The sequence below is a fragment of the Neisseria sp. 19428wB4_WF04 genome, from assembly GCF_015235335.1.
Classification (GTDB): Bacteria; Pseudomonadota; Gammaproteobacteria; order Burkholderiales; family Neisseriaceae; genus Neisseria; species Neisseria musculi.
On sequence record NZ_JADGLG010000032.1, the window covers coordinates 21,606 to 29,368 of the forward strand.

The 7,763-nt window shown below is 53.0% G+C and carries 3 protein-coding genes and 1 pseudogene; 1 reads left to right on the forward strand and 3 read right to left on the reverse strand.

Annotated elements, in window-relative coordinates; genetic code table 11:
• Positions 1–12 precede the first annotated feature (12 nt).
• Both csm2 and cas10 read right to left on the reverse strand, forming a co-directional pair.
• On the reverse strand, positions 13–405 hold the full coding sequence (gene csm2 / locus IR141_RS08085) for a type III-A CRISPR-associated protein Csm2 (protein WP_209304414.1): 393 nt from the start codon (positions 403–405) through the stop codon (positions 13–15).
• A complete protein-coding gene (gene cas10 / locus IR141_RS08090; RefSeq protein ID WP_135035738.1) occupies positions 405–3,137 on the reverse strand; it encodes a type III-A CRISPR-associated protein Cas10/Csm1 in 2,733 nt (910 codons plus the stop codon). Before cas10 ends, csm2 begins: the two co-directional genes overlap by 1 nt.
• 252 nt (positions 3,138–3,389) lie before the next feature.
• On the opposite strand from cas10, the gene mfd reads away from it, so the two are divergent.
• Complete coding sequence (gene mfd, locus IR141_RS08095; RefSeq protein ID WP_135035741.1) at positions 3,390–6,854, forward strand: transcription-repair coupling factor; 3,465 nt, start codon at positions 3,390–3,392, stop codon at positions 6,852–6,854.
• A 787-nt stretch (positions 6,855–7,641) separates the two neighbouring features.
• Here the strand turns inward: mfd and IR141_RS14020 are convergent.
• Positions 7,642–7,763, reverse strand: a pseudogene (locus tag IR141_RS14020) (ATP-binding protein); the annotation flags it as partial.

Genomic DNA, 7,763 nt, shown 5'->3' on the forward strand with positions numbered 1-7,763 from the left:
TGTTCTCCTGAATTATTTGGCTTCGCTGGCTTTGCGGAAACCCAATACGGCCTCAAAAAAGAGTTTGGCGTTTTTTAAGGCATCTGCGCTGTTAATCTGGTCGATGATGTGGTTAAACATGTCGACAAACTGTTCATTAACATGCTCCCTTCCTCTTGCATAAGCGGCTTTGGCTTTCAGCATCTGAATAAACGGTGCGGCTTTTTGGTATTCGCCCGCACGGTCGGCCGCCTGAAAAACCTTGTCGTGCCACATGGCCAATTCATCGTAAAACTTACGCAATTGGGTGGATTTATTTTTACTTTTATTGAAATCGTGGATATATTCCGCCGCCTCTTGCGCCACGGTGCTGAAAATATCCACCGGCAACTGCTCGGTATTTAATTTGATTCGGTTCAAGTCCATTATTTTGCCCTCAGTAAATAAAAGTGGTTAAACAGGGGAATACGGTATTTCGCTTCCAAATGCTTAATGCCGTTTTTATAAAACGCTTCGATCAATTTGGCGTAAGCATTGTTTTTGCTGATGATTTTTTTGTTGTCGTCCACATGGCGGCGGATGCGGTAAGCCAAACGGCTGTGCCACATGCAGGCTGCAATATCGCCGTTGCGCTCCCGGCCCGCCGCTTCGCAAAACTGCAACATATCGTATATAAAACCGGTGCTTAATCCGTAAGCATCTTTTAATTCACCGATTCTTGCCGCAGCAGTTTCAATCGCGTGCCATTCTTGCCATGAAACACTGGTGCCGTAAACGCAGAGGCTGTTTTTCTGCCCGTATTGCGTATGGAATACGCTTTTGGCTGAATCCAAAGCCTCTTCCGCTCCGGCTGATAATCCGCCCAAAGGCAGGCCGGGTTTGGTGATGTAAATACCGGCGCTGAAACTGATTTCCTCATTGCCGGCCACATAACGGCCAAACGCCTCCCGCATATCGGCCGCCAGTTTTTGCGTTTGCAGCCACGGGCCGATAAGAAAGAAATTGTCGCCGCCGGCAAAGACGGTATAGGTGTTCGGATAATGTTCGGCACAATAAGCCGGCAGCCACAAGCTGAAAAAGTGGTTCACCTGGCGGGAAAGTGCCGCCATCTTGGCAAAAGTGGGTGCCTGCAAACCTTTCTGGAAGATGGTGCCGAGATTATCGACATCGCCTTTTAAAGCGGCAATGGCTACTTTGCCGATAAACTGCTGCCCGTTTTCACTGGTTCTGTTTTCACTGGTTCTGTTTTCACTGGTTCTGTTTTCACTGGTTCTGTTTTCACTGGTTCTGTCTTCACAGGCCAAATGGTTAAAGGTTTTCGGCTGTCCGGCTTCGATTTCCATTTGATCATCCTCGCCACGCACCGGGCTGTATTTTTGATTCAACCATTCATCGGCCTCACTGAAATGGGGCGCATAAGCATTGATGTAGCGGCGGGCATAGCCTTTCCAAACATGATCACCAAGCTGCTCGGGCAGGCTGAAATCCCAAAAACGCCATAAAGTGCCCTCCGCCGCCTGCGTGCCGAATTTGCCGCTGATGTCTTCGGCAGTAAAGGCTATATGCAGACCAAACACGGGCAGGCGCAATTTGACGGTATTACCGCCGGAATGCACCTGACCACCCTTTTCCAATACCAAAATACGGTTTTGCTTGGTCAACAGATTGCCCAAGGTAATCTGGTCTTGCGACAAGCGTGCCGCCGCCCGGCCGTCTGCCTCGATTTCTGCGGGCAACTGCTGGTTGTAGCTGCACACGCTGCCGGCTGCGCATTGGCTGTAATCCGCGTTTAACACGGCAGGAGTGTCTGCGGTCAGGTTAAAGCGTTGCAGCTTAGCCCGTTCCAACACGGCAAACGATTGTTTCACCAATTCGGCAAAACGTTCTTTATCGGTGAAATCATTGCAGCCTGCCGCCTGCACCGACAAGCCCATAGCCACTTGGCCGAAGCTGTGCCGGATAAACCAAGCGTTGATTTCTGCTTTCACTGTTTCCACCGCTGTGCGTACGTCTGCAGTATTGGGTGCCACAATCATAAATTTGCCGGCGGCATTTAAAATCTGCGAAACCGATGGCAAAGAGCAGGCACGCAACACTTTCAAGGCCGCCAGTTCGGCAAACAGCGACACCTGAAACGAGCGGCCGCGCAATAACTTGGCGGCGCGTTTGTTGGTTTGGCTGCCCGAAGCAAAAATAAAATTCTGAATACCGAAAAAATCGCCCTGAATCAGCAGGATTTTCTGCTCATCCCAATCACTGCGGCTTTTTAGTGCCTGCACCGCTTCATTACCGGTTTGCCCGTTTGCTTCATGCCAGCGCCACAAAGCGGCGGCCAGCGCGGCCGTAGTTTTACTGTGGTCATATAAAGACACTTCGGGCTTCACGCCGAAAGCGGTTGCGGCAGGAATAGCATGGGTGTAGGTTTGCCACAGGGTATCAAAATGATCTAACCATAAATCCCAGTTTTGGCGGTGTGAAGCCGGTATCGTCTCCAAGGCCTGCAAAAATTTTTGCCACAAATCCCGATATTCCGCCTGCGCCCGTTGGTTGTCGCCCGGCTCGCCCGTTTCGCGCTTTTGCGGAAAGATTGACTCGGGCGACAAGGCCTTGAGCGGATAGCAATAATCCAAATCAGCGTTATCCAAAGATTCGGCCTGCCGGTGGACGGCGATTTGTTCAAACAGCGTCAACAAACGCGTCTGATAGTGGTTTTTACCGGTTTGCCGGTTGCCGTTGGCCGGTGCGGTATCATCGCTTTGGTTGTAGTGTTCGAACGTTTCCCGCCCAAAGCCCGAAGCCACACGGTCAGCAGTGGCAATAATCCATTGCAGAAAGGTTTCGGGCTTGTGGTGCATGGCAGCGGCATGGAGCAGAGAATCGGTTTTGTCCACTTGCGCCCTATCGGCAAACGGATACATATCGCCACCGCCCCAATCCGGCACGTGCTGTTCCAAAACATCCCAAGCCAAGGCAGTATAGGCTGCGTGTTTGTGCGTATATTGCCGGCCCGGCTTGCCGTCAACAAACAAACCGGGGCAATAAAGTTGCACATGGGTTTGCAGCTCGTCATCCGGCACATCCAAGCGCGCCCGTTCTACAAATTTGCCCAAATCGTGCAAATAGGCAGCGAAAGCCACTTTAGCGGTTGAATTCAACATAAAAATTTCCTGTTGTTAAATTTAAGTGATTCTATTAAGCATATTTTTATTTTTGTTATTTATTGTAATCGATTGTAGTAAGGATCATGGGCTCCGTGTATCAGCACAAATTTGTGCGGACGAATCTATTGAACCGGCCTGTTTATACTGTTTCGGAAACTTCTCTCCATTCTGTTAAAATCACCCCCTATCCTTTTCAACCACAGGCCGTCTGAAATTATTCAGACGGCCTGAACTGCTGCCGATAACGATATGAACCACCCTATCCCCGCCCCTTCGCAAAAATCCCGCTGGCCGGATTTCACCCCCGGCAGCCTGCCGTGGGCATTAACGCAAAATCTGCCCGAAAAGCCGCTGAAAGTGATTCTTACCCAAGATGTCGAACAGGCCTTGCGCCTGCAGAGTGCCTGGCAGTTTTTCCGTCCGCAGGATAACGCCGTGTTTCTGCCCAGCTGGGAAACGCTGCCCTATGAACGCTTTTCGCCGCATCAGGATTTGGTGTCGGAGCGTTTGGCTGCTTTGTGGCAGGTAAAAAGCGGCTTGGCCGATGTGTTGGTTGTGCCGGTGGCCACCGCCATGCAGAAACTCGCGCCGGTGCCGTTTCTGCTGGGGCGCACGTTTTGGCTGAAAACAGGGCAGACGCTCGATGCCGAAGCCTTGCGCCGCAATTTGGCCGATGCGGGCTACAGCCATGTTTCCAACGTGGTGGCCTCGGGCGAATTTGCCATGCGCGGCGGCATTCTCGATATTTTTCCGATGGGTGCGGAGCTGCCCTACCGCCTGGATTTGTTCGGCGATGAAATCGACAGCATCAAAACCTTCGACCCCGACAGCCAGCGCACCATCGCACCGGTTTCCGAAATCCGCCTGCTGCCGGCGCACGAATTTCCCACCGATGCCGATGCGCAAAAAATCTTCCGCGCGCGTTTTCGCGAAGAAATCAACGCCGACCACAACGCAGCCGCCGTGTATCAGGCGGTGAGCAGCGGCCGTTTCGGCGCGGGAGTCGAATATTACCTGCCGCTGTTTTTTGAAAACGGCCTCTCCAGCCTGTTTGACTATATCGGCGGCGAAGCGCTGTTGGTGTGCATCGGCGATGTGTACGCCGCCGCTTCGCGTTTTTGGGCAGACGTCAAATCACGCTTTGCGATGGCGCAGGGCGATGAAACCTACCCGCCTTTGCCTCCGCAGCATTTGTATCTCAGCGAAGACCAATTTGCAGGCCGTCTGAAAGCCTACGGTCAAATCCTGCCCGATTTAAACGGCACCAACCACGCGCTGCCCGATGTGGCGGTGAACCGCCAATCCGAAACCCCGCTCTCTGCGCTGCAAAACTTTCAGACGGCCTTTAACGGCCGCATCCTGCTCACCGCCGAAAGCGCGGGGCGGCGCGAAACCATGCTCGGCTTTTTCGCCCAACACGGCCTGAAACCGAAAAGTGTGGATAGCTGGCAGGCGTTTTTAAACAGTGATGCGCCGCTGGCGATTACGGTTACACCGCTGGCGTATGGGTTTCAGACAGGCACAGTAGGTCGGGCATTGATGCCCGACACCGATGCCGCATCACAAACCCCGTCGGGCATCAATGCCCAACCTACACCGTCGATTGCCGTTATCACCGAATCCGACCTCTACCAATATGTCGCCAAGAGCCGCAGCGTACGCCGCAAAAAACACGCGCAGGTTTCAGACGGCCTTCTTCGCGATTTGGCCGAAATCAACACCGGCGACCCGGTAGTGCACGAAGAACACGGCATCGGTCGCTATATGGGGTTGGTTACGATGGATTTGGGCGAGAGCCCGGCCGAAATGATGCTGCTCGAATACGCAGGCGGTGCGCAGCTTTATGTGCCAGTGTCGCACCTGCACCTGATCAGCCGCTATTCGGGGCAAGCACACGAAAACGTGCAGCTGCACAAACTCGGCAGCAGCGCATGGAGCAAAGCCAAACGCAAAGCCGCCGAAAAAGCGCGCGACACCGCCGCCGAGCTGCTCAACCTCTATGCCCGCCGTGCGGCACAGGAGGGCTTCAAATTCGCCTTCAACGAGCAGGATTACCAAGCCTTTTCAGACGGCTTCGGCTACGAAGAAACCGAAGACCAGGCCGCCGCCATCGGCGCGGTGCTCAAAGACCTCACCCAAGGCAGGCCGATGGACAGACTGGTGTGCGGCGATGTCGGCTTCGGCAAAACCGAAGTTGCCCTGCGCGCCGCATTTGTGGCGGTGATGGGCGGCAAACAAGTGGCCGTGCTCGCCCCCACCACGCTTTTGGTGGAGCAACACGCGCAAAATTTCGCCGACCGCTTCGCCGATTTCCCCGTGAAAGTAGCCGCCCTTTCGCGCTTCAACAGCGGCAAAACCACCACAGCCACCCTCAAAGGCATGACCGATGGCACGGTAGATATTGTGATTGGCACACACAAACTGGTGCAGGAAAATATTCAATTCAAAAACTTAGGCTTGGTGATTATCGATGAAGAACACCGCTTCGGCGTGCGCCAGAAAGAGCAGCTCAAACGCCTGCGCGCCAATGTGGATATGCTCACGCTGACCGCCACGCCGATTCCGCGCACACTCAGCATGGCCTTGGAAGGGCTGCGCGACTTTTCACTCATCACCACCGCCCCCAACCGCCGTTTGGCGGTGAAAACCTTTGTGAAACCCTTCAGCGAAGGCAGCGTACGCGAAGCCGTATTGCGCGAACTCAAGCGCGGCGGTCAAGTGTTTTTTCTGCACAACGAAGTGGAAACCATCGAGAATATGCGCGAACGGCTGGAAACGCTGCTGCCCGAAGCCCGCATCGGCGTGGCTCACGGCCGGCTGCGCGAGCGCGAGCTGGAGCAGGTGATGCGCGATTTTCTGCAACAGCGTTTTAACGTGTTGCTCTGTTCCACCATCATCGAAACCGGCATCGACATCCCCAACGCCAACACCATCATCATCAACCGCGCCGACAAATTCGGCCTCGCGCAGCTGCACCAGCTGCGCGGGCGTGTCGGCCGCAGCCACCACCAAGCCTACGCCTACCTGCTCACCCCCGAATACATCACCAAAGACGCCGAAAAGCGGCTGGACGCCATCGCCGCGGCAGACGAACTCGGTGCCGGCTTCACACTGGCGATGCAGGATTTGGAAATCCGCGGCGCAGGCGAAATCTTAGGCGAAGGCCAAAGCGGTGAAATGATGCAGGTAGGCTTCACGCTCTACACCGAAATGCTCAAGCAGGCCGTGCGCGACCTCAAAAAAGGCCGCCAGCCCGATTTAGATGCGCCTTTGGGCGTAACCACAGAAATCAAACTGCACAGCCCCGCGCTGCTGCCCGAAGATTACTGCCCCGACATTCACGAACGGCTGGTACTCTACAAACGCCTGGCCGCCTGCGAAACCGAAGCACAGATCAACGCCGTACACGAAGAGCTGGTAGACCGCTTCGGCCTACCCGGAGAGCCCGCCAAAACCCTGATAGAAAGCCACCGCATCCGCCTTACAGCCAAAGCAATGGGCATAGACGCAATCGATGCAACAAACGAAGCCGTTACCCTCACCTTCGGCAAACACCACACCTTCGACCCCGCCGACATCATCATGCTGATGCAGAGCCACAAAAACTGGCGCATGGCCGCCAGCAACAAACTGCGCATCACTGCAGTGTCGGACAATATAGAAGCGCGGATCCGCACCGTGAAAGCAGTCTTGGAGAAACTGACAAACAAATAAAACAGCAAGGCCGCCTGAAAATTTTCAGCCGGCCTTTGAATAGCGAACCCACTACATCTCCCGTATCAAGCAGCAGGCTAGGTTCTTTACACATTCAAAAATATCACAAGAAAATTTATCCGCCACTATTTCCACGCCAATTGAAATCTAGACGTTTAGCATTCAAATATTTATTTAATCGACACTTCAATATTTTCATCTGGATCCATGCCAACACTAGTATGATATACGGCATTAAGGTAATTTTTACAAAGACCCCAGCTCTAAATAAAACAAGGTTTAATAAACATTTAGGTTAGCAAAAAATGTCTATTTTGTCACTAAAGTACCTATATCAAATACAGCCGTAAAAATAGCCGGCAAAGATATATACGTTCCGTCCGCCACAAGCTCTTGCCCACACTTTCAAACCGCTCAATAACAACCGTCTGTCGCACGAATACATGCACCTCAAACAAACCTGTACGCAAATAGCAAAACGCTATCAATGTAGCACCAAAAATATCCACCGGTGTATCAAGCAAGGCAGTCTAACTACCGACAAATCTTTTAAGTCCGTTGCCGACATCATTATGGATACTACCTATTTCGGCAGATTATTCGGCATTATAGTTTTCATAAACCCACTGGACAACAGTATCATCCGCAAATAATACGTCATCAAAGAAGCAGCTACCCTTTACTGTCCACGGCCGTCAAAAACTGACCACTTTAAAGCCGGAACCGGCAGTTTGATTGTAACCATCCCACGGGGGGGGGGGTAAATCTCCTTTATCACAGGCGCAATGCCTATCTTCTTTTTGTCCTTCAAACGGTAACTCTCTCCACTTATCCGAACAACATGACAATGGCGGAGTAATCTGTCCGACATGGCGGCAGTCAAAGCCGTATCGTTGGCAAAAGCCCCGG

Coding starts and splice junctions, on each gene's coding strand:
- cas10 (WP_135035738.1), bottom strand. CDS start 3,137: ATGTTGAATTCAACCGCTAAAGTGGCTTTCGCTGCCTATTTGCACGAT.
- mfd (WP_135035741.1), top strand. CDS start 3,390: ATGAACCACCCTATCCCCGCCCCTTCGCAAAAATCCCGCTGGCCGGAT.
- csm2 (WP_209304414.1), bottom strand. CDS start 405: ATGGACTTGAACCGAATCAAATTAAATACCGAGCAGTTGCCGGTGGAT.